Annotated in this window: 18 protein-coding genes; 5 read left to right on the forward strand and 13 right to left on the reverse strand. The window is 65.6% G+C overall.

The genetic code is table 11. From position 1 onward, the window contains the following. The first annotated feature begins 71 nt into the window (after positions 1-71). Entirely contained in the window at positions 72-743 is a 672-nt protein-coding gene (locus DSM104440_RS19030) for a hypothetical protein (protein WP_171165481.1), read from the forward strand. Here the strand turns inward: DSM104440_RS19030 and DSM104440_RS19035 are convergent. Then, positions 740-1,177, reverse strand: coding sequence for a universal stress protein (locus DSM104440_RS19035; protein ID WP_171165483.1), 438 nt, complete (start codon positions 1,175-1,177; stop codon positions 740-742). The genes DSM104440_RS19030 and DSM104440_RS19035 overlap by 4 nt on opposite strands. 61 nt (positions 1,178-1,238) lie before the next feature. On the opposite strand from DSM104440_RS19035, the gene DSM104440_RS19040 reads away from it, so the two are divergent. Then, entirely contained in the window at positions 1,239-2,123 is an 885-nt protein-coding gene (locus tag DSM104440_RS19040; protein WP_171165485.1) for a peptidylprolyl isomerase, read from the forward strand. 13 nt (positions 2,124-2,136) lie between these two features. On the opposite strand, the gene DSM104440_RS19045 is transcribed toward DSM104440_RS19040, so the two are convergent. Next, complete coding sequence (locus DSM104440_RS19045) at positions 2,137-2,388, reverse strand: hypothetical protein (protein ID WP_171165487.1); 252 nt, start codon at positions 2,386-2,388, stop codon at positions 2,137-2,139. Between the two features lie 67 nt (positions 2,389-2,455). On the opposite strand from DSM104440_RS19045, the gene DSM104440_RS19050 reads away from it, so the two are divergent. Beyond that, a complete protein-coding gene (locus DSM104440_RS19050; RefSeq protein ID WP_171165489.1) occupies positions 2,456-2,986 on the forward strand; it encodes an HD domain-containing protein in 531 nt (176 codons plus the stop codon). Here the strand turns inward: DSM104440_RS19050 and DSM104440_RS19055 are convergent. The 3 genes from DSM104440_RS19055 to DSM104440_RS19065 all read right to left on the reverse strand — a co-directional run bounded on the left by DSM104440_RS19055 (position 2,968) and on the right by DSM104440_RS19065 (position 8,459). Then, complete coding sequence (locus DSM104440_RS19055; RefSeq protein ID WP_246212065.1) at positions 2,968-3,501, reverse strand: DUF421 domain-containing protein; 534 nt, start codon at positions 3,499-3,501, stop codon at positions 2,968-2,970. The two genes, DSM104440_RS19050 and DSM104440_RS19055, sit on opposite strands and share 19 nt — an antisense overlap. Positions 3,502-3,597: 96 nt before the next feature. Continuing rightward, positions 3,598-5,427, reverse strand: a complete 1,830-nt coding sequence (gene glmS, locus DSM104440_RS19060; RefSeq protein WP_171165491.1) for a glutamine--fructose-6-phosphate transaminase (isomerizing) — start codon at positions 5,425-5,427, stop codon at positions 3,598-3,600. A gap of 41 nt (positions 5,428-5,468) precedes the next feature. Then, positions 5,469-8,459, reverse strand: a complete 2,991-nt coding sequence (locus DSM104440_RS19065; RefSeq protein WP_171165494.1) for a CHAT domain-containing tetratricopeptide repeat protein — start codon at positions 8,457-8,459, stop codon at positions 5,469-5,471. A gap of 22 nt (positions 8,460-8,481) precedes the next feature. On the opposite strand from DSM104440_RS19065, the gene DSM104440_RS19070 reads away from it, so the two are divergent. Continuing rightward, positions 8,482-8,769, forward strand: coding sequence for a hypothetical protein (locus DSM104440_RS19070; RefSeq protein ID WP_171165496.1), 288 nt, complete (start codon positions 8,482-8,484; stop codon positions 8,767-8,769). A 28-nt stretch (positions 8,770-8,797) separates the two neighbouring features. Here the strand turns inward: DSM104440_RS19070 and DSM104440_RS19075 are convergent, their stop codons facing one another. Both DSM104440_RS19075 and DSM104440_RS19080 read right to left on the reverse strand, forming a co-directional pair. Continuing rightward, on the reverse strand, positions 8,798-9,562 hold the full coding sequence (locus tag DSM104440_RS19075; protein WP_171165499.1) for a hypothetical protein: 765 nt from the start codon (positions 9,560-9,562) through the stop codon (positions 8,798-8,800). Positions 9,563-9,846: 284 nt separating this feature from the next. Further along, positions 9,847-11,556 carry an adenylate/guanylate cyclase domain-containing protein gene (locus DSM104440_RS19080; protein ID WP_171165501.1) on the reverse strand — a complete coding sequence of 570 codons (1,710 nt, stop codon included), beginning with the start codon at positions 11,554-11,556 and terminating at the stop codon, positions 9,847-9,849. 99 nt (positions 11,557-11,655) lie between these two features. On the opposite strand from DSM104440_RS19080, the gene DSM104440_RS19085 reads away from it, so the two are divergent. Further along, complete coding sequence (locus tag DSM104440_RS19085) at positions 11,656-12,279, forward strand: Crp/Fnr family transcriptional regulator (RefSeq protein ID WP_212758143.1); 624 nt, start codon at positions 11,656-11,658, stop codon at positions 12,277-12,279. A gap of 326 nt (positions 12,280-12,605) precedes the next feature. Here DSM104440_RS19085 and glmU read toward each other — a convergent pair whose 3' ends face one another. The 6 genes from glmU to DSM104440_RS19115 all read right to left on the reverse strand — a co-directional run bounded on the left by glmU (position 12,606) and on the right by DSM104440_RS19115 (position 18,935). After that, positions 12,606-13,925, reverse strand: coding sequence for a bifunctional UDP-N-acetylglucosamine diphosphorylase/glucosamine-1-phosphate N-acetyltransferase GlmU (gene glmU / locus DSM104440_RS19090; protein WP_171165505.1), 1,320 nt, complete (start codon positions 13,923-13,925; stop codon positions 12,606-12,608). A 41-nt stretch (positions 13,926-13,966) separates the two neighbouring features. After that, positions 13,967-14,389: a F0F1 ATP synthase subunit epsilon gene (locus DSM104440_RS19095; RefSeq protein WP_171165507.1), complete on the reverse strand. Its 423-nt coding sequence runs from the start codon at positions 14,387-14,389 to the stop codon at positions 13,967-13,969. Between the two features lie 10 nt (positions 14,390-14,399). Continuing rightward, positions 14,400-15,836, reverse strand: a complete 1,437-nt coding sequence (atpD, locus tag DSM104440_RS19100; protein ID WP_171165509.1) for a F0F1 ATP synthase subunit beta — start codon at positions 15,834-15,836, stop codon at positions 14,400-14,402. Positions 15,837-15,862: 26 nt separating this feature from the next. After that, positions 15,863-16,741, reverse strand: coding sequence for a F0F1 ATP synthase subunit gamma (gene atpG, locus DSM104440_RS19105; RefSeq protein WP_171165511.1), 879 nt, complete (start codon positions 16,739-16,741; stop codon positions 15,863-15,865). Between the two features lie 95 nt (positions 16,742-16,836). Next, positions 16,837-18,378 carry a F0F1 ATP synthase subunit alpha gene (gene atpA / locus DSM104440_RS19110; protein WP_171165513.1) on the reverse strand — a complete coding sequence of 514 codons (1,542 nt, stop codon included), beginning with the start codon at positions 18,376-18,378 and terminating at the stop codon, positions 16,837-16,839. Between the two features lie 20 nt (positions 18,379-18,398). Continuing rightward, complete coding sequence (locus DSM104440_RS19115) at positions 18,399-18,935, reverse strand: F0F1 ATP synthase subunit delta (RefSeq protein ID WP_171165515.1); 537 nt, start codon at positions 18,933-18,935, stop codon at positions 18,399-18,401. Positions 18,936-18,938 lie beyond the last annotated feature (3 nt).

An 18,938-nucleotide genomic window follows, 5' to 3' on the forward strand; every position in this document is an offset into this window, starting at 1 on the left:
GGAAAACGCTTCTCGGCACCTGCCGGTTGACCTGCCACAATGAATTCACCCCCTCGTCGGAGGAGATGGCGATGACGAAGCGAATTCTCGCGGTTGCGGTGCTCAGCTCGACGGCAATCTTTACCGTGGATGCGCAGGCTTACTACCCGTGTCCGGACCCCGTGGCGGGCGCCCTGTTCGGCGGCACGGTCGGCGCGATTGCGGGAGGCCCGCCCGGCGCGGTCGCCGGCGCGTTCCTCGGCGGTCTCATCGGGTCTACGGCGTGCGCGTCTTATCCCTCCTACGGCTACGCGCCCCCGCCGGCCTACTACGCGCCGCCCGCGGCTTACGCGCCCTCGTACTACGCACCGCCCGCCTACTACCCCGCGCCTGTCTACTACGGCAACTCCTACTATCCGGCGCCGTACTACCGTCCGGTCTACGGTTACGGGTATGGCTATGGTGGTGGCTACTACAAGCGTGGATACGGGTACGGCTACAACCACGGCCACGGTTACTACGGCCACGGCAATGGCAACGGCCATGGTGGCTACGCCCACAACAACGGCAACGGATATAGCCGCGGTGGGCAACAGGGCTACAGCCGTGGCGGACAGCAGGGATATAGCCGCGGTGGGCAGCAGGGATACAGCCGCGGTGGGCAGCAGGGATACAGCCGCGGCAACGGGGGCTACCAGACTGCCTCCAACGGCGGTGGCGGCCGATACAGCGGCGGGAACGGCGGCGGGCGCTCCCAGCGCTAGCGAGTGATCACCACGAGCACGCTGCAGTGCGAGTGCTCGATCAGTGACTTCGATACCGAGCCGCTCCACCAGCGCTTGGCCCAGCTGTCGAGGTGCTTGTGGCCCGCCACGATGAGGTCGACGTTCACGCGCTTCGCATAGTCGACGATCGCTTCGACCGGGTGGCCCACCACGAGCTCGCCCTTGGCGTTCAGGCCCAGCTCCGATAGCCGCCGCAGTCCTTCGGCGAGGATGCCCTCGTACTTCTTGCGCTCGATCTCGCCCAGCTGCGGGTCGTAGAACGCGCCCTCGCCGCCGACGTAGATCGAATCCTGGGGCATCACGGCAATCAGGAACAGTTCAGCGCCCTGCATCTGCGCGACTTCCTGGCAGTCGAGCAGGGCCTTCTGGCCCGCCTGCGAGCCGTCGTAGGTCAACAGAATCCGTCTGTTCATGTCGATCCCTCCTTGCGCATCGATTTGCTACAGTCGCCGCAATCCACGCGGAGGGTAAACGATGAAGGTCCTGCCTGTCTTGGTTTTCGCCGTCGCGGCCGGAACCGCGGTTGCCGCCACCCCGAAGAACCCCGGAGAGCTGCTCGCGGCCTCGCCCGCGACGGACTGGCGCAAGCCCGATCCGGACCGCACGCTCTATATGGAGCTTCCCTCCGGACGCGTCGTCATCGAGCTCGCGCCCGACTTCGCGCCGCAGCACGTGGCCAACATCCGCACGCTGGTGAAGGCGAAGTGGTTCGACGAAGGGGCGAGCGTCTACCGGCTCCAGGACAACTACGTCGCGCAGTGGGGTGATGCGACCGAGAAGAAGCCGCTGGGCGAAGCGAAGAAGAACGTGCCCGCGGAGTTCACGCGGCCGATCGCCGGGATGCCGACGTTCACGAAGCTGCCCGATCGCGACACTTACGCCGACGAGGCGGGCTATGCCGCGGGCTTTCCCGTGGCGCGCGACCTGAAGAGCGGACGGGCCTGGCTCGTGCACTGCTACGGCATGGTGGGCGCGGGGCGCGCGAACGAGCTCGATTCAGGAAATGGCGCCGAGCTCTACGCGATCATCGGCAGCGCACCGCGGCTGCTCGACCGCAACGTGACGCTGGTCGGGCGGGTGCTCCGCGGCATCGAACTTCTCTCGTCGCTGAAGCGCGGCACCAAGCCCCCGCTGGGCTTCTACGAGAAGCCCGAGGACACCACGCCGATCGCATCGGTCCGGTTTGCCGCCGACGTATCCGAGGACAAGCGCACGAACCTCGAGGTGCTGCGCACCGAGAGCGCCACGTACAAGGCGCTCGTCGAGATGCGCCGCAACCGAAAGGACGACTGGTGGAAGGAACCGGCGGGACACGTGGACGTGTGCAATTCGTCCGCGCCCGTGCGCGACGCGCGCTGACGACCGCGGGTCGCTACTTCGACCACGCCGCGATGTCGGAGACGTCGATCTTGAAGTCCTGGTTCTTGGGCAGGCTCTCGGCGTTGAGCCGGTCCTGCTCGACATGAAACGCCGCCGCCAGCTTGAAGCTGATTACCGCGAGGTTCGTCGGATCGGTGCTCATCTTCATGGCGCTTTCGGAGATGGTCACCGCATTGGTGGCGAGCCTGACGTAGATCTTCTCGGCGAGGTCGCGGACCTTCATGTCGAACGCGGGCTGGGTCATGGGAATCCTTCGGGTGGGTGGTTCATCCTACGCCTCGCGGCGCCAGGATTATCATGTTCGTCACACCATGAATGATCCGCTCTTCCTCCTGATCAAGGCGGTCGATTTCGCGGCGCACAAGCACCGCGACCAGCGTCGCAAGGACGCCGAGGCCTCGCCCTACATCAACCATCCCATCGCCCTCACGCGGGTGTTGCGCGTCGAGGCCGGTGTGTCCGACATCGACGTGCTCGTGGCCGCGCTGCTCCACGACACGATCGAGGACACCGAGACCACGCGCGATGAGCTCGAGCGCGAGTTCGGCGCGCACATCGCGGGGATCGTGGACGAAGTCACCGACGACAAGAATCTCGTGAAGGCCGATCGCAAGCGCATGCAGGTCGAGCACGCCGCGACGATCAGCCCGGAGGCGAAGCTCGTGAAGCTCGCCGACAAGATCTGCAACCTGCGCGACATGCTGACCGCCCCTCCGGCCAACTGGCCGCTGGAGCGGCGCATCGAGTATTTCGACTGGGCGAAGGAAGTGGTGGACCAGTTGCGCGGCGCGCACCCGGGCCTGGAAGCGCTCTTCGACCAGGCTTACGCCGGGCGGCCCTGAGGTTTCCTGCTCGGGGCGGGTTCGCCCTTGCGCTTGATCGCGCTCAGCTGTCCGTTGCTCTCCAGGTGGCACAGCTTCACCTCGGAGATGTCGGCGATTCCCTGCAGCCGGAGCTGGGAAAACAACTCCTCTCGCGTGATCATTTCCTTGCGCATGTTCCGGTGGAGCATCACGCCATCGCGCACCAGCGGCAGCGGGCGCGGCTCGATGAGCTTCTCCATCCAGCGATAGCGGAAGGAGAGCCAGTCGAGGAGCATGTCCCAGAAGACGAGTGTGCCTACGAGCACGAGGCCTTCGGTGATCGACCGGTATTCGCTCGCCATCGCCTGCTGCGACGCATCGGCGATCAACACCACCAGCAGGATGTCCGTGACCCCGACGTTGGTGGCGCCGCGGCGTATCACGCGGAAGAAGATCCAGAGTGCGAAATAAACCACCGTCCCGCGCAACACGATGTCGAGCAGGCCCATGGTTGGCACCCACATCGCGTGCCAGTCGATCGCGAAGATGTTCATGGCGGCCGTCGGAGGACTATCCGCCATCGTGGCAACCGGCGTGACCGGCAACAAGGGATGGCACACGCCTCGCCGTGTCAGCGAACGCCGACAGGCTTACTCGACGGTGACGCTCTTCGCGAGGTTGCGCGGCTTGTCGACGTCCGTGCCGCGCTTCAACGCCGTGTGATACGCGAGGAGCTGCACGGGGATCGTGTGGACGATCGGGGAAAGGATTCCTGAATAGCGCGGCGTGCGAATCACATGCACGCCCTCGCTCTCGGTGAAGTGACTGTCGAGGTCGGCGAACACGTACAGCTCGCCACCGCGTGCGCGCACCTCCTGCATGTTCGACTTCACCTTCTCGAGGAGCTGGTCGTTGGGCGCGATCACCACGACGGGCATGTTCTCGTCGACGAGCGCGAGCGGTCCGTGCTTGAGCTCGCCCGCGGGATACGCCTCGGCGTGGATGTACGAGATCTCTTTGAGCTTCAGCGCGCCTTCGAGGGCGACCGGGTAATGCATCCCGCGGCCGAGGAACAGCGCGTGATCGCGCAGCGCGAAGCGTTCGGCCCACGCCTGCACCTGCGGTTCGAGGTTGAGCGCGTGCTGGATCGAACCCGGGACGAAGCGCAGTTGCTCTAGGGCGTCGTGCTCGGCTTGCGCGGAGAGTCGGCCGCGGCTCTTGGCGATGGCGAGCGCGAGCGTGAAGAGCGAGACGAGTTGTGTCGTGAACGCCTTGGTCGAGGCGACGCCGATTTCCGCACCGGCCCGTGTGTAGAAGACGAACTTCGACGCGCGCGGGATCGCGCTTTCGCGCACGTTGCAGATCGAGAGCGTGCGGCCGTGGCCGAGCTCCTTCGCGCGCTTCAATGCTTCCATCGTGTCGAGCGTTTCGCCCGACTGGGAGATCGTGACGACGAGCTGGCGATGATCCGGAATCGAATCGCGGTAGCGGTATTCGTGGCCGAGCTCCACGTTGCACGGGAGCTGCGCGAGGGATTCGATCCAGTAGCGCGCGACGAGACCTGCGTAGTAGCTCGTGCCCGAGGCGAGGATCAGCGCGCCGGACAGATCCTTGAACGCCTCCATCGCGCCCGCGCCGAAGAGGCCGTCAACATCCACGCCGCCGTCGATCACGCCTTCGATCGTGTCGGAGACCGCGCGCGGCTGCTCGTGGATCTCCTTCTGCATGTAATGGCGATAAACGCCGAGGTCCACGGCATCCGCGCTCAATTCGGAGATGTAGACCTTGCGCTCGACCTGGCGGCGATCGCGATCGACGATCTCCACACCGCTGCGGCGAATCGCAACCACGTCGCCATCTTCGAGATAGATCACGCGCTTGGTCTCCGCGATCACGGCGGAGACATCGGACGCGAGGAAGTTCTCGCCGTCGCCCAGGCCCACGACGAGCGGGCAGCCCATGCGGGCGCCGGCGATGGTGTCGGGATCCGAGAGTGCAACCACGCCAATTGCGTAGGCACCGCGAAGATCGGAGGCCGTCTTCTGTGTGGCGACGAAGAGGTTATTGCCCGCCTTGAAGTAGTGATGCACGAGGTGGGCGATCACCTCGGTGTCGGTTTGCGAGGCGAAGGCGTAGCCGAGCGCGATCAGCCGTGCGCGTTGCTCCTCGTGGTTCTCGATGATGCCGTTGTGGACCACGGCGATCTCGTCGCCCGAGACGTGCGGATGCGCATTGGGCTCGGTGACGCCGCCGTGCGTGGCCCAGCGGGTGTGCGCGATGCCGAGGATGCCCTCGACCTTGTCCGCGCGCACGGCGCTTTCCATCTCCGCCACGCGCCCGACGCGGCGCACGCGCCGGATGCCGCCATTGAGCACGGCGAGCCCCGCGGAGTCATAGCCGCGATACTCGAGCCGCTTCAGGCCCTCGACGAGGACCGGAACGATGTTGCGATCTGCGATGGCGCCAACGATGCCGCACATGCCGTGATTATCGCCTATGCCGCGATGATTTTCGGCAACTGTCAGCCCCCATAGAGCACGAACGGGGCCCAATGCCGCGGATCTCGCCACGGCGATCCAGATCGCGCGAACTGGCGCTTGGTCTCCGCAAGGGCGCGGCCAGGGTCCAATCCAGCCCTCAGCCGTCGATGGAAGGCGGGCATGAACTCGGCCGAGGCACGATCGTTGACTTCCCACAGCGAGAGCACCGTTCGCCGGTTGCCTGCGACCGTCAGCGCATAGGGCAGGCCGAGTACGCCTTCACCGGAGACGATCCGCCCCGCGCCGCTGTCGCATGAAGAGATGACTGCGAGCTCGCTTCTCAAGCGAAGGCTTGGCCACTCGGCAGCGGAGAGATAACCGTCGGATTCACTCGAGCGTCCGTCGCCGGCAAGGACGATGGCTGAAAGCTGCGGGTGGGTGGTGGACAGAAAACCGTGCGCCGCGAAGTGCAGATAGCGGAAGCGCGAAAGTTCGCCGCGGCTTGCCAATGCGCGGATCGCGGACTCGGTGGCGCCGGCGCCCTTCAGAAGCACTGTTCGCTGCCCCGCGTGCGCCTTCGCGACTGCATCGATCTCTGCGTTGGCGCCAGGTAGCGCGGGCAAGTTGGTACCTTCGCCTGCTGCCACGGCGAGCAGGCCTTCGGGAACCGGCCCTTCGCGCGCACGTTGCCTTTGCTTTGCAAGCACGTCGAGCGACTGGACGTAGGTGACATCGTGGCGCGCAATCACCGGAGTCCCGTCGAGGGTAAGGGCTTCGAATGGAATCAACGCAAGTGATCCATCGGGCGAAAGTTGCCAGGCACGAACGCTGCGAAGCTCCGCGGCCAATGGCGCTATCAGGCGACGGGACAGCTCATCGGTCATCTCACTAATATCCGGTACCCGGCGAGCGCCTTGGGGCTGTGCGAGCGACCAGCGGTAGCTCCCATCCGGCAGTCTCCAGACACGCTCACGCTCAGGTATTTGGCTTGCGATCCAGCGACGATAGGCGTCGATGGTGCCTGCGAGGCCGGGTAGCGCGCCCAACACGAACCCTTTCACGGGCCCGGATCGCCGCATCACCAGGGCCGCCGCACGATCGCGATTGACGATGAAGCTGACGAACACCGCGTCGCGCGCAATGCCCTCGCGAGTCACGGAAACCTCGGCTCTACCGCTCTTCGCTGCTACGCGATGGGCGGCGCGCTCGGCCTCCTGCCGTGCGCCGGCATTGGCGATTGCTGCAACACTTCCGGGCGTCAGGCCTGCTGCTGCGCTTTCCAACGACTCCAGTCGGCGCAATTGTTCGCTGAGGTCATCGACATCCTGCTTGGAGAGACCGGCGGCGACCGCTCTCGAGCGAAGATCCATGGCCTCCCCCAGTGTCCTCGCCTTGAGCAGTTCCGAAACGCGCAAGGCGCCGACCAGGTCGCCACGCGCGATTCTCAACTCCACGAGCGCCTTGAGCCCGAGGCCCCACTCGTCGCCTTCTGATGCGACGGCCAGACGCCCTTGTCGAAACTCCGCGCCGAGAAATCCCTCCGCTCGAGTCGCTTCGGCTATCGCCAGATACTGCTCGAGGAGATGCTCTGCACGATCGCGTCGTCCTTCAACCAGAAGGTAGTTTGCAAGCGTGCCCAAGTAGGGGAACACCCTCTCGTTGCGAGCCCCGAAGACTTCGCGCGCTTGTTCCAGCGTGGACTCCATGCCCCTCAGCGCGAGCTCCCTGTTCCCCAATGCGAATTGCGCTTCATGCAGGCCATTGCGATATGCAAGTCGGTTGGGATGTGTCTCGGCAAGCACGCCTTCGCTCGCCTCAAGCGCCTGGCCGAAAGTCGCAAGCGCCAGCTCGTGCTGTTCAAGACGCAGATGGCAATAGGCTCGACCGCTATGGACCTGCAGCGTCACTGGATGCTTCTGGCCAAGCGCACTGGGCGCGGTGACGGCGGCCGCCTCGTAAGCATTGAGAGCGTTGGCGTAGTCCCGCAGGTAATAGAGGCTGCGACCCAGGTTCACGGTGTAACGAATCGTGGACGGGTGGGCGGGGCCAAGTTCGGAGACTGACGTGACAACCACCGCTTTGCTGATCAGCGCGGCCTGGTCGAAGCGTCCGATGTCGACGTAGATTCGCGCGAGCAAATCACGATGTCGCAACGTCTCCGGATGTTTCTCTCCAAAGACCTGCGAATAGTCCGCGTCCAACGCGAGCACGTGATCGAGCGCATCCACACTTCGGCCGCGTCCGAGCTTTGCATCCGCCAGGCTCGTCATCACAGCCAGCGTCGACGGATGGCGCGGGCCGAGCGTCGCCACGCGTCCGACATGAACCTGGGCATAGAGGACTTCGGCGCTCGCATACTCGCCCAGCAAGAAGTGGGAGGCGGCGAGGTTATTGCGCGCAACAAGCGTGGCGCGGTCTGTCGGCCCGCGAGTTGCCTCGTAGGCTTCACTGAGGCGCAGAAACAGGTCGCGCGCCTGACGGTATTCGCCGCGCTCCTGCAGTGCGGCCGCCATCGTGTTCAAGCTCGAAAGCGTGTCGGCGTGATCGGATCCGAGCGCCGCGCGACGGGCCTCGTAGACGTCCGAGGCGATTCGCTCGGCATCGCCGTATCGGCCCAGGAGAAATGCGCAGACGGCGAGGATCTGCCGCGCTTCAAGAGTTCCCGGGTCCGAGGCCCCTCTCAGCTCGGTCAACCTCGTCGCCGAGCGCTGCGCTTCGATCTCGCCCTCGGCGGGCCTCCTCAGTTCGACGAACCTGCGGGCAAGATCCGTGCGGCAGCGATGCGTGGCCTCGTGATCGTCCCCCAGGGCTTGTCGTCGCAGCTCGCAACCTCGCTGAGTTGCATCCAGGGCGTCCTGGTACTTTCCTTCGCGCGCCAGGACGTTGCCACGGTCGAGAAGGTCAGACGCCTCGTCCGGCCGTGCCGCCAGCGAGCACGTGCCAATCGACAACGCCAAGATGATTCGAAGCCAGACCTTCACCGCTACTGCCCCCCAGCCAAAGCGGATGGTATAACTGCCGCGCAAACCCATTGTCACTCAAGGGAGGCAGGCCATGGCTGCAACGAAAGGAACCAAGAAGTCCGCTCAGCGGACCGTCCGGACCGAAGAGCAGAAGAGTCAGTTTGTCGTCGGGGATTGCATCAGCGTCACGATTCACGTCCGCGCGAAGTGCAAAGAAGGTAGCGGAAAGCCGTCGGTGCGCTACGCGCAGGCAAAGAGCGCAGACCAGACGAGCACCCCGCCCATGCGGATGATGTCCAGCGGCGGCCCGACGGGTACCGGAGGTGGTGGCACGGAGCCGTTGGTAGAGGTCAACATCTACGTCGACGTAAACAACTGAGCTGCTGGCGGCGAGCCGTCAACAGCCGTCAACGAGAGTTGACGGCCTCCGCGGTTCGCGCCGCGGCACGCGGCAACTCGCGCGATCGCAACCAAGCAGCATGGATGACGCGTTCGGGCGAGTTGACCGCGGGAATCGGCGGAGCCGCAGGATCTAACGCAAATTCGGTCCAGTCGACCGGCACCGTGGCGTTGCCGGTACTCAAGCCCCAGACATACCGCTGTCCAGGTTTGAGAACGACTTCCTCAGGCAGCGTCAGACCCAGGTCCTCGGTTTCCATGGCATGAAGGAGGCGCCCTTCATCCGTGACGAGTTCGAAACGCAACTTCCCGGCGCCCTTTTTCCAGGCGAAGCGGCGCGCGTCACTCGGAGCAACGACCCCCTCAGGCGATAGCGCCCGGACCTCTCCCACTGTGCGCATCACGAGCGTCGCCTGCACATGGGCTGGATCATCCACGCGAAGCTTCCGATACGCGTCGTTGAGTTTGATCGCCTCGGGAAGTTTGCCGGTCGCTGCGACAAGGCCCGTCTTTGCGTTCGATATCTCAGCCGGGCCTTCCACGGTGTAGAGCAGCGCGCCCTCCGCCACGAAGAGTGAAGCCTTCGCCCCGGCAGCAAGGCGCACACGCTCGCCAGTGCGAACGACATCGAGCGCGCGCACGGCCTTCGCGCCCTTGCCCGTGACCGTGCCGCTCACGTCCGTCACAAGGACGTCACCGGCCCAAGCGGTCGTGGCGAAGCAGGCCACCCAGGTGGCGGCGAGAAAGACTTTCAGGTTCTGGATCGGGTTCATGGCAGTGATGTTGCGCCGGAGCCGGGATCAATGCGCCCGGAAAGTCGGCGCACGGCCTGCCGAGTATCGGACGAAGGAGGGATTATCGCGAGGCGGGAGAACAAAATGCTCTCCCCGGCTGGGGGGCCGGGGAGAGGCAAGCATGGGCGAAATGCTCTTGGCCTCACGTCGCCCTGCAGACCCGTGGGAGAGGAGGGGACCCACAGATCTGAACCCATGCTGCGCCGCGGCAAGCGAACAATCGTGCGGAAAGTGCACAAACGGGATGCTGAATATCCGACGAACTAGCGCCATCCCCAGGCCTCGACCGCCTCGTGGCCGTCGATGGCGATGGGGCCTAGGGGCTCGACCCCCTCCTCCTCGAACCGCACCGCGGTAACCACCCGCATCCCCAGGCGCTTGGCCTCCCCCTGGAGCTTGGCCGCCACGTTGGTCGCGTCGCCGATCGCCGTGTAATTGAACCGGTCGCGGGCACCCACGTGGCCGATGACGGCGGGGCCGGCGGCGAGGCCCACGCCCATGGCCAGGGGCGGCCGTCCCTCACGGGCAAGGTCCGAATTCAGGCGCTCCAGGCCCCGGAACATGTCCTGCGCCGCCGCCCAGGCTGACGCAGCCGGGTCGGCGAGCGCCTTCGGCGCGCCGAACACCGCCATCACGCCGTCCCCGCGGATGTTGTCGAGCATTCCGTCGTGGCGATGGATCGCCCGCGAGATCACTTCATGGAAGCGGTTGAGCAGCGCGACCGCCTCTTCCGGCGTCGTCTGCGCGGTCATCGCCGTGGAGCCGCGCAGGTCCGCGAAGATGAACGCGAGGTCGCGGCGCTCGCCCTTGTGGCCGGGCGTGATCTGGCCCTTGAGGATCGCGCGCAGCACGCCTGGGCTCACGTAGCCGGCGAACGCGGTGCGCAGCCGCTGCCGCTCGCGCCGCTCGCTCCAGGCTTCGTAGGCGGTGCGGGAAGCCCATGCGAGGGCGAGCGTGAAGAGCGCGGGTGCAATCTCGAGGACGAGCCCGGAGCGCAGCGCGAGCGTGCCCCCGGCGGCAAGCGCGATGACGGCGAGGACGAGGCTCGCGAGGCCGATCCGCCAGTCGCGCACGAGCAAGAGAAGCGCGCACACGGTGACCATCACGAGCAGCAGCGGCCGGCCCGCATCCTGCGCCGGGTTTCCGTGAAGCGCCGTGCGGAGCGCGGCGGCGTGAGCGACCACGCCAGGCGAGCTGCGCGACGCCGGCTCCCAGCCGGCGAGGTTCACGGGGACGTCGATGCGGTCGGTGAACCGCTGCGTTTCGCCCACGAGCACGATGCGTCCCTTGAAGAGCTTCTCCAGGTACGTCGGGTCCGTCGAGTGAAGCACCTCGTGGAAGGGCACGTAGCGAAACGGCTGGCCCAACGCGAAGTCGATGTAGCCGTCGTCACAAGTCTTCGATACGGCGCGGCAGAGGCGGCCGACCAGCGTGGGAAAGGACGAGTCGTCGGTGGGCATCGACAGCGAGAAGCGCCGCACGACGCCGTCGGCATCTCGCGCGAGCAGTCCCAGCCCGAGTCCCTCCTCGCGAAGCACCGCAAGGAAGGGCGTGTGAATGGGTTTGGCGGCGCGCGTCCGGGAATCCACGGTGAGGGACACGACGACCGGTCCGTTCTGCTTGGCGGCGACGAGGCCCGTCATCAGCACGCGATCGAGGCCGGGACGCATCGCTTCACCCGAGCGGTCGGGCAGCGTCACATCGAGGCCGATCGCCCGGGGCTTGGCACCCGCCACCTTCACGAGCACGCGGGCGAGCGGCTCGTGCCAGAGGCCCAGCGGCTCGGGAATCAGCTTGAAGGATGCGTCGTCGACCCCGATCACGATGATGTCGTTGGGGGCCGGCCTGGGCGCGAACTTGCGGAGGAAGGAGGTCTCGGCGTCGAGGATCGCGAGGTCGATTCGCTCCGACACCGGCGTCCAGGCGAAGGCGAGTCCCACGAGGGCGAGCGCCGCGAGGGCGAAACCACGCATGGCGCGCATCTTAACGTGAGAGGGGCCGGATGCTAGACTCACCTCTGGAATCCGCGGCGGAACAAGAAAATGACAGGCGAACAGCCGAGCCCCGCCCAATTGGCCGGCATCCAGGACAACTTCGTGAAGAGCCTCGCGGCTCTCGGGCGCGTTCGCACGTACCCCAAGAACACCGTGTTCATCACCGAGGGTGATTCGAGCGATTCGGTGTTCGTCGTCCTCACGGGCAAGGTCAAGGTCTTCGTCTCCGACCAGGAGGGCCACGAGATGACCCTCGATACGCATGGCCCGGGCGAGTACGTGGGCGAGATGGCGATGGACGGCAACCCGCGCTCGGCTTCGTGCATGACGCTCGAGCCCACGACGTTCTCGGTGGTCCAGAAGGACCCCATCCGCGAGGCGATCCGGGCCAATCCCGACTTCGCCCTCGACATGATCGCCAAGGTGATCGACCGCGCGCGGCTCGCCACCGACAACGTGAAGCACCTCGCGCTCCTCGACGTCTACGGGCGCGTGGCGCGGCTGCTGCTCAACATGGCGGTGGAAACGAAGGACGGGAAGCTGCAGATTCCCGACAAGATCACCCAGCAGGAAATCGCAGAGCGCGTCGGCGCCTCGCGCGACATGGTGAGCCGGATCTTCCGGGACCTCACCCTCGGCGGCTATATCGTGGTTGAGAACAGGATCATCACGATCAACAAGAAACCGCCCGCGCGCTGGTGAGCAGCGGGAACGGGGTTGGAACGGACACTTCGTGCCGTTCAACCCCGGCGAGCAAATCGGGAATTTTACGTTTCGGGCTCGCGGAATCTGCCCAAGTCCTGAAGCACCAACCCCTCTATCGTGGGACCCATCGCGCATCGAACGCGCGAGGATGAGGTGTCCCATGCTCGAAGACATACGTGATCACAACCCGCGACCTACCGAGGAAGAGCGCGACTGGGTTGCCAGCAATGCTTTCGGTTTGGCCGCTCGCGTGATCCTCGCGACCGGAGTAGCCCTGATGATTGGGGTCAGCGCGAGCGCGCTGGTCGACCGCTACGGCTCGGCTACGGTCGCTTCGTCGGCCGCTTCCACGCCGGCCGCGTCTGCTGCTTCGCCTCGGTGAGCGTGAGGCCCCCGGGGGGCACGTCCTTGGTGATCGTCGCACCCGCGCCGATCGTCGCGCCCTTGCCCACGGTGACAGGCGCGACCAGCTGCACATCGGAGCCGATGTGCACGTCATCTTCAATCACCGTCCGGTGCTTGTTCACGCCATCGTAGTTGCAGGTGATGGTTCCCGCGCCGATGTTCACGCCGCTGCCCACGGTCGCATCCCCCACGTAGGCGAGGTGGTTGGCTTTCGAGCCCCGGCCCACGCGGCTCGCCTTCACTTCCACGAAGTTGCCGATGTGCACGTCGTCTTCGAGTGCGGTGCCCGGGCGGATCCGCGCGTAAGGACCAATGCGCGCGTTCGCGCCGACGGTCGCCTCCTCGAGGAGCGAGAAGGGCCGCACTTCCGTCCCTGCGCCGAGGGTGACGTCGCGCAGGATGCAGTTCGCGCCGATCTTCACCCCGTCGCCGAGAATCACGCGGCCTTCGAAGATGCAGTTCACGTCGATGGACACATCTCGCCCGCACGTGAGCTCGCCACGCACGTCGATGCGCGCCGGATCTGCGAGGGTGACGCCTGAGTCGAGGAGTTTGGCGGCCTGGTTCATCTGGTAGTGGCGTTCGAGCGCGGCGAGCTCCGCCTTGCTGTTCACGCCAAGCACTTCGTGCACGTTCGCGGGATGGCACACCTGGATCGGTACGCCCTCGGCAGCCGCGGCCGCCACGATGTCGGTCAAATAATACTCGCCCTGCGCGTTGTCATTCCCGAGGCCCGCAAGCCATGCGGCGAGCTTGTCGCCGGGTGCGGCGAGGATCCCGGTGTTGACCTCTCGAATCGCCCGCTCGGCTTCCGTCGCGTCCTTCTCCTCCACGATCCTCGCAACGCGCCCGCCGCCATTGCGGACGATGCGGCCGTAGCCCTTGGGCTGGTCGAGTTCCTGGGTGAGCAGTGCGAGGTGCCCCTGCGAAGCCGCATCGACCAGCGCGCGGAGCGTTCCGGACCCAATGAGCGGAACGTCGCCGTAGAGCACCAGCACGGTGCCGCCGGATTCGAGTTTCGGAAGGGCCTGCGTCACGGCGTGGCCCGTGCCCAATTGCTGGGCTTGCTCCGCCCATACGAGGTTCGTATCGGCCAAGTTCTGGGTCACGCGATCGGCACCGTGCCCGACGACGACGCAAAGCTTGCTCGGCGAGAGCAGCCGAGCCGTGGAAATCACATGGGAAAGCAGCGGGCGCCCTGCGAGCGGATGGAGCACCTTGGGCAGGTCGGATCTCATCCGCTTGCCCTGGCCCGCCGCGAGGATGACGACCTGGAGCGTCAGCGTTTCTGCCGCAACTTGCGGATGGCAGCGATCTGCGCGGCGGCCATCGCGAATTCGGCTTGCGCGGCGGCGATCTCGAGCGAGTCGGACTTGCTCGCCATCGCCTCTTCGGCAGCCCGCTTGGCCTCGAGCGCCTTGGCTTCGTCGAGGTCGTGCGCGCGCACTGACGAGTCGGCGAGCACGGTGATCACGTCGGGTTGCACTTCCATCATGCCGCCGGAGACGTAGATCACTTCCTCTTCGCCGCCGCCGGCCGGAACGATGCGCACGGTGCCGGGCTTGATGCGCGTGAGCAGCGGCGTGTGCTCGGGAAGGATTCCGAGCTCGCCCGCCTCGCCCGGAGCGATGACCATCTGGGCCTCGCCCGAGAAGATCGATTGCTCGGCGCTGACGATGTCGACGTGGATAGTCTTGGCCATTTTTTCTTTCTTACTGCAGCGTCTTTGCCTTCTCGAACGCTTCCTCGATCGCGCCGACCATGTAGAAGGCCTGCTCGGGGAGGCTGTCGCACTCGCCGTTCACGATCATGTTGAAGCCCTTGATCGTGTCCTTGAGGGTGACGTACTTGCCGGGCGAACCCGTGAACACTTCGGCGACGTGGAACGGCTGCGAGAGGAAGCGCTGGATCTTGCGCGCGCGTCCGACCGCGAGCTTGTCCTCGGGCGAGAGCTCGTCCATGCCCAGGATCGCGATGATGTCGCGCAGTTCCTTGTAGCGCTGCAGGATCGCCTGCACGGCGCGCGTGCAGTTGTAGTGCTCTTCGCCAATGACGTGCGGGTCGACCTGGCGCGAGTTCGAATCGAGCGGATCCACGGCGGGGTAGATGCCGAGCGAAGCGATGTCGCGCGAAAGCACGACCGTCGCGTCCAGGTGGCCGAAGGTCGTCGCGGGCGACGGGTCGGTCAAGTCATCCGCGGGAACGTAGACCGCTTGAATGGACGTGATCGAGCCCTTCTTCGTGGAGGTGATGCGCTCCTGCAGGCGACCCATTTCCTCGGCGAGCGTCGGCTGGTAACCCACGGCCGAAGGCATGCGGCCCAGCAGCGCGGACACTTCCGTGCCGGCGAGCGTGAAGCGGTAGATGTTGTCGACGAAGAACAGGATGTCGCGGCCTTCGTCGCGGAAACGCTCGGCCATCGTGAGGCCCGTGAGCGCCACGCGCAGGCGGTTGCCCGGGGGCTCGTTCATCTGGCCGAACACCATCGCGACCTTCGACTTCGAGAGATCTTCCTGCACGATGACCTTCGCGTCGCTCATCTCGTGGTAGAAGTCGTTGCCTTCGCGGGTGCGCTCACCGACGCCGGCGAACACCGACAGGCCGCTATGTTGCTTCGCGATGTTGTTGATGAGCTCGAGCATGTTCACGGTCTTGCCGACGCCGGCGCCGCCGAAGAGGCCGACCTTGCCGCCCTTGGCGAACGGAGCCACGAGGTCGATAACCTTGATGCCGGTCTCGAGGAGTTCGACCGAAGGCGAGAGCTGGTCGAACTTGGGTGCGGCGGCGTGGATCGAGCGGCGTTCGTCGCTGTTCACCGGGCCGCGTTCGTCGATCGGGCGGCCGAGCACGTCCATCACGCGGCCGAGGGTGGCGGGACCCACGGGCACCATGATCGGCGCGCCGGTGCCCTTCACCTTCATGCCGCGGCGCAGGCCGTCGGACGAGCCGAGGGCGATCGTGCGCACGATGCCGTCGCCGAGCTGCTGCTCGACTTCGAACGTGAGGCCCTTCTCGGCAAAGGAGTTGGCCTCCTCGACGAGCGTCAGCGCGTCATAGATGTTGGGCATCCCCTCGCGCGGGAACTGGATGTCGATCACCGCGCCGATGCACTGGACGATGCGGCCTTCCGAGGTCTGGTTCGTGCTCATGTCGTGAGTCCTGGCTTTGAATTCAGTTAGACGGCCGCCGCGCCACCGACGATCTCCGAAAGCTCTTTCGTGATCGCCGCCTGTCGCGACTTGTTGTAGACGAGGGTGAGGTCGTCGATGACGCTCGACGCGTTGTCGCTCGCGCTCTTCATCGCGACCATGCGCGCCGATTGCTCGCTCGCGATGTTCTCCGAGAGCGCCTGGAAGATGATCGCCTCGAGGTAGCGGCGCAGCAGCTGGTCGAGGACCACCTTCGCGTCGGGTTCGTAGACGTAGTCCCAGTTCTTGCGGATGGCGCGCGAGTCCTGGCTCAGGCGCTCGGACGGCAGCGGCAGCAGCTGCTCGACCACCGGCTCCTGCTTCATCGTGTTGATGAAGCGCGTGTAGACGATGTAGAGGGCGCCGATCTTGCCCTCGTTGTAGAGGTTGATCTGCACCCGCACCGGCCCGATCAGCTGCTCGAGGTGCGGACGGTCGCCCAGGCCCACGACGTGCGACACGATTTCGCCGCCGAAGCGCTGCAGGAAGCTGAAGCCCTTGTTGCCCATCGCCGTGAACTTCACCTTGCGGCCCGCGTCCTGCAGTTCCTTCGTCTTGTTCGTGACGAGGCGCAGCGCGTTGGTGTTCAAGCCGCCGCACAGGCCCTTGTCCGACGTAACGAGCAGCACGCCGACATCCTTGGACGCGTCAGGCCGGTCGATCAGGAACGGGTGGCGGTACTCGGGGTTGGCATGCGCGAGGTGCGCGGCGATGTTGCGGATCTTGTCGCCATAGGGGCGCGCATGGCGCATGCGCTCCTGGGCCTTCCTCATCTTGGAGGCCGCGACCATCTCCATGGCCTTGGTGATCTTGCGCGTGTTTTGCACGCTCTTGATCTTGGTGCGAATCTCTTTCGAACCTGCCATTGGGTATGCCTATTTTCCCGAAGTAGCCCTACGGTGCTTCACTGCTCGCTGGGGTTGAACGGCACGAAGTGTCCGTTCCAACCCCGTTCCCGCTGCTAGTACGTAGCGTTCTTCTTGAAGTCTTTGATTGCTTCGTGGAGCTTCGCTTCGTCGTCCTTGGTGAGATCCTTGGTCGACTCGATGCGGTTCACGAGATCGCTGTACTTGCTCTTCATGAACTCGCGCATCGCGCGCTCCGCGGCCAGTGCCTTCTTGATCTCGACGTCGTCGTAATAGCCGTTGTTCGCGGCGAAGAGCGTGAGCGCCATTTCCCAGACCTGCAGCGGCTGGTACTGCGGCTGCTTCATGAGCTCGGTCACCATGCGGCCGCGCTCGAGCTGCTTGCGGGTGGCTTCGTCGAGGTCGGAGGCGAACTGGGCGAAGGCCGCGAGCTCGCGGTACTGCGCGAGCGCGAGACGGACACCGCCGCCGAGCTTCTTGATGATCTTGGTCTGCGCGGCGCCGCCGACTCGCGACACCGAGATGCCGGCGTTGATGGCGGGACGGATGCCGGCGTTGAAGAGGTCGGTCTCCAGGAAGATCTGGCCGTCCGTGATCGAGATCACGTTGGTCGGCACGAACGCCGACACGTCGCCGGCCTGCGTCTCGATGACCGGCAGCGCGGTGAGCGAACCCGTCTTGCCCTTCACGGCGCCCTTCGTGAACTTCTCCACGTACTCCTCGTTCACGCGCGCGGCGCGCTCGAGAAGACGCGAGTGGAGATAGAACACGTCGCCGGGATACGCCTCGCGGCCCGGGGGGCGGCGAAGGAGCAGCGAGATCTGGCGGTAGGCCCAGGCCTGCTTGGTCAAGTCGTCGTAAATGATCAGCGCGTCCTGCCCGCGGTCGCGGAAGTACTCGCCCATCGTGCAGCCCGAGTAGGGCGCGATGTACTGCATGGCGGCCGGGTCGGAGGCCGAGGCGGCGACGACGATGGTGTATTCCATCGCGCCGAATTCCTCGAGCTTGCGCACCACGTTCGCGATCGTCGAAGCCTTCTGGCCGACGGCGACGTAGATGCAGATGAGGTCCTTGCCCTTCTGGTTGATGATCGCGTCGACGGCGACGGCGGTCTTGCCCGTCTGGCGGTCGCCGATGATCAGCTCGCGCTGGCCGCGGCCGACCGGCACCATCGAGTCGATCGACTTGAGGCCCGTCTGGACCGGCTGCGAAACCGACTTCCGTGCGATCACGCCCGGCGCGACCTTTTCGATCGGCTCGGTCATCTTCGCGTTGACCGGGCCCTTGCCGTCGATCGGCTCGCCCAGCGAGTTCACGACGCGGCCGATGAGCTCGGGGCCCACCGGAACTTCGAGAATGCGGCCCGTGCACTTCACGGTGTCGCCTTCGGAGATGTGCTCGTAGGCACCCAGCACCACGGCGCCGACGGAGTCGCGCTCGAGGTTGAGGGCCATGCCCATCGTTCCGCCGGGGAATTCGAGCATCTCTCCCTGCATCACGTCGGTGAGGCCGTGGACGCGGCAAATGCCGTCGGTGACGGAGATCACGGTGCCTTCAGTGCGCTTTTCAGCGGCGACCTGGAGGTTCTGGATCTTCGACTTGATCAGTTCGCTGATTTCGGACGGGTTGATCTGCATTGCAGGCTCCTGAGACTTCTTTATCGCGCGAGTGCCGCGGCCATCTGGGCCAGGGCGTCGCGCACGGATGCATGGATGACTTGGTCGCCGACCTGGACCCGGGCACCGCCCAGGAGCTCCGGATCGACGTCGACTTCGGCTTCGACCTTGCGGCCGTACTGGCGCTCGAGCGATGCGACGAGCTCGGAACGCTGCGCATCGGTAAGCGGCTGCGCGCTGGTGATCTTCGCGTGCAGCACGCGCTCGTGGTCGCGCTTCAATTCCTCGAACTGCGAGGAGATCAGCGGCAGCAGCACTTCACGGTGGTTATCGACCAGCATGGCCACGAGGTTGGTCACGTTCGCGTGCAGGCCCGTGCCCGCCACGGCGGCGAACAGCTCTTTCTTCTGCTGGCTGTTCACGCGCGGGTTGGTGACCACGGAACGCATCTGCGCGTCGTTGGCGATGGCAGCGACCATCTGGAGCCCGTCGGAAACGGGGCCCAGCGCATTGCCTTCCAGCGCGGCCTTGAACGAGGCTTCCGCGTACGGGCGCGCGACGGTGACGAGCTCGGCCATGGC

It is taken from the genome of Usitatibacter palustris, from assembly GCF_013003985.1.
GTDB classification, from domain to species: domain Bacteria; phylum Pseudomonadota; class Gammaproteobacteria; order Burkholderiales; family Usitatibacteraceae; genus Usitatibacter; species Usitatibacter palustris.

Excerpts from the sequence above, each read along its gene's own strand:
- DSM104440_RS19045 (WP_171165487.1), bottom strand. The coding sequence starts at position 2,388 with ATGACCCAGCCCGCGTTCGACATGAAGGTCCGCGACCTCGCCGAGAAG.
- DSM104440_RS19095 (WP_171165507.1), bottom strand. The coding sequence starts at position 14,389 with ATGGCCAAGACTATCCACGTCGACATCGTCAGCGCCGAGCAATCGATC.
- atpD (WP_171165509.1), bottom strand. The coding sequence starts at position 15,836 with ATGAGCACGAACCAGACCTCGGAAGGCCGCATCGTCCAGTGCATCGGC.
- DSM104440_RS19070 (WP_171165496.1), top strand. The coding sequence starts at position 8,482 with ATGGCTGCAACGAAAGGAACCAAGAAGTCCGCTCAGCGGACCGTCCGG.
- atpA (WP_171165513.1), bottom strand. The coding sequence starts at position 18,378 with ATGCAGATCAACCCGTCCGAAATCAGCGAACTGATCAAGTCGAAGATC.
- DSM104440_RS19050 (WP_171165489.1), top strand. The coding sequence starts at position 2,456 with ATGAATGATCCGCTCTTCCTCCTGATCAAGGCGGTCGATTTCGCGGCG.
- DSM104440_RS19035 (WP_171165483.1), bottom strand. The coding sequence starts at position 1,177 with ATGAACAGACGGATTCTGTTGACCTACGACGGCTCGCAGGCGGGCCAG.
- DSM104440_RS19040 (WP_171165485.1), top strand. The coding sequence starts at position 1,239 with ATGAAGGTCCTGCCTGTCTTGGTTTTCGCCGTCGCGGCCGGAACCGCG.
- DSM104440_RS19115 (WP_171165515.1), bottom strand. The coding sequence starts at position 18,935 with ATGGCCGAGCTCGTCACCGTCGCGCGCCCGTACGCGGAAGCCTCGTTC.
- DSM104440_RS19080 (WP_171165501.1), bottom strand. The coding sequence starts at position 11,556 with ATGCGTGGTTTCGCCCTCGCGGCGCTCGCCCTCGTGGGACTCGCCTTC.
- DSM104440_RS19075 (WP_171165499.1), bottom strand. The coding sequence starts at position 9,562 with ATGAACCCGATCCAGAACCTGAAAGTCTTTCTCGCCGCCACCTGGGTG.
- DSM104440_RS19055 (WP_246212065.1), bottom strand. The coding sequence starts at position 3,501 with ATGAACATCTTCGCGATCGACTGGCACGCGATGTGGGTGCCAACCATG.
- atpG (WP_171165511.1), bottom strand. The coding sequence starts at position 16,741 with ATGGCAGGTTCGAAAGAGATTCGCACCAAGATCAAGAGCGTGCAAAAC.
- glmU (WP_171165505.1), bottom strand. The coding sequence starts at position 13,925 with ATGAGATCCGACCTGCCCAAGGTGCTCCATCCGCTCGCAGGGCGCCCG.
- glmS (WP_171165491.1), bottom strand. The coding sequence starts at position 5,427 with ATGTGCGGCATCGTTGGCGCCATCGCAGATCGCAACATCGTTCCGGTC.
- DSM104440_RS19065 (WP_171165494.1), bottom strand. The coding sequence starts at position 8,459 with ATGGGTTTGCGCGGCAGTTATACCATCCGCTTTGGCTGGGGGGCAGTA.
- DSM104440_RS19030 (WP_171165481.1), top strand. The coding sequence starts at position 72 with ATGACGAAGCGAATTCTCGCGGTTGCGGTGCTCAGCTCGACGGCAATC.